This window comes from Muricoccus nepalensis (genome assembly GCF_006438825.1).
GTDB classification, from domain to species: Bacteria; Pseudomonadota; Alphaproteobacteria; order Acetobacterales; family Acetobacteraceae; genus Roseomonas; species Roseomonas nepalensis.
Genome location: NZ_RCZP01000119.1, coordinates 1 through 1,325, shown reverse-complemented (window position 1 = coordinate 1,325; position 1,325 = coordinate 1). Strand labels below are relative to the sequence as shown.

2 protein-coding genes are annotated in these 1,325 nt (G+C 67.1%); one reads left to right on the top strand and one right to left on the bottom strand.

Features of this window, described 5'->3' with window-relative positions:
• Positions 1 to 569 (top strand): response regulator transcription factor (locus tag EAH89_RS30850; RefSeq protein WP_140888006.1); only part of this gene is annotated, 569 nt, incomplete at its 5' end.
• Between the two features lie 467 nt (positions 570 to 1,036).
• Here the strand turns inward: EAH89_RS30850 and EAH89_RS30845 are convergent.
• The coding region (locus EAH89_RS30845) for a transposase (protein WP_140887314.1) at positions 1,037 to 1,325 on the bottom strand (289 nt) is incomplete at its 5' end.

Sequence of the window (1,325 nt, the reverse complement as noted above, 5' to 3'; positions counted from 1 at the left end):
TGCGCGCCGGCCGCAGCACCACCCCGGTGCTGATCCTGTCGGGCCTCTCCCGCCCGGGTGCCAAGGTGAAGGGCTTTGGCCTCGGCGCCGACGACTTCATCGTCAAGCCCTTCGACAGCCAGGAGCTGATCGCCCGCATCCAGGCCATCGTCCGCCGCACGAAGGGCTTTGCCCAGCCCAACATCTCGGTCGGCCGGCTCAACCTCGACCTCGGCGCCCGCGAGGCCACCGTCGGCGGCAAGCCCGTCCACCTCACGGGCAAGGAGTACGCCATCCTCGAGCTCCTCACCCTGCGCAAAGGCATGGTCATGACCAAGGAGGCCTTCCTCAACCACCTCTACGGCGGCATGGACGAGCCCGAGGTCAAGATCATCGACGTCTTCATCTGCAAGCTCCGCAAGAAGCTCGCCCAGGCCGGTTGCGAGGACCTCATCGGAACCGTCTGGGGACGCGGCTACGTCCTCCGTGACCCCGTGCCGGCGCCGCAGCGGTCCGCTTCCCCGGGCTTGCCCGTTGCGGGACCGGCCATCGTGTCGGGGTCCACGGAAGCCGCCCACGCGGCGGCGTGAGCTTGTCGGCGGTGGCGGGGTGGGAGCGGCGGGATCGCGAAAGCTCTCGGCCCGGTATCGCTCCTTTCGCCGTGCTCCGAGGTGGTGGGTGGGAGCGGATCTCCTTGACCGTCCCGTGTGCCGGGTCTGCCGGACGCTGTAGAAAGCGTACTGGGACCAAGTGCGTTCACTGCGGCGGCTTATCGGTTCGTGCAACGAGAGCGAAGAATTCAGCGTATGTCACGGACCTGTTTGCGCTGTCGTTTTGAGTGGGTGCACTCTCGCAAGGCCTAGCCGCCCGACGTGCCTGACGGGGCATGGGCGCGGATCGTGCCCTCCCTAGCACTACTTTGGCAGTATCTGTTTGGCGGTGCATCGCCCACCTGCTCCGCGCTAGAGCACCGCCACGGTGCCCACACTGCCGCAAGTGGATCAACGCACCGCCAAACAGATACTGCCAAAGTAGTGCTAGGTCCTGTTAGGTCCTGTTAGCGCTTGAGCCAGTCGAGTGTGGCGGCGAGGTGTAGGACGCCGAGGGAGCTGGAGGCGGTTTTCTCGTAGCGCGTGGCGACGGCGCGCCGCTCCTTGAGCCTGGCCCAGAGGCGTTCGACGTGGTTGCGGTTGTTGTAGATCCAGTCTCGACAGGCGACCGGCGCCTCGTTCCTCTTGGGCGGTATCGCGGGGCGTGCGCCGAGGTCCCAGACGTGCTGGCGGAAGGCATGGCTGGAGTAGCCTCGGTCGCCCACCACCCAGAGCGGCGCGCCGGGAAGCGTGGCG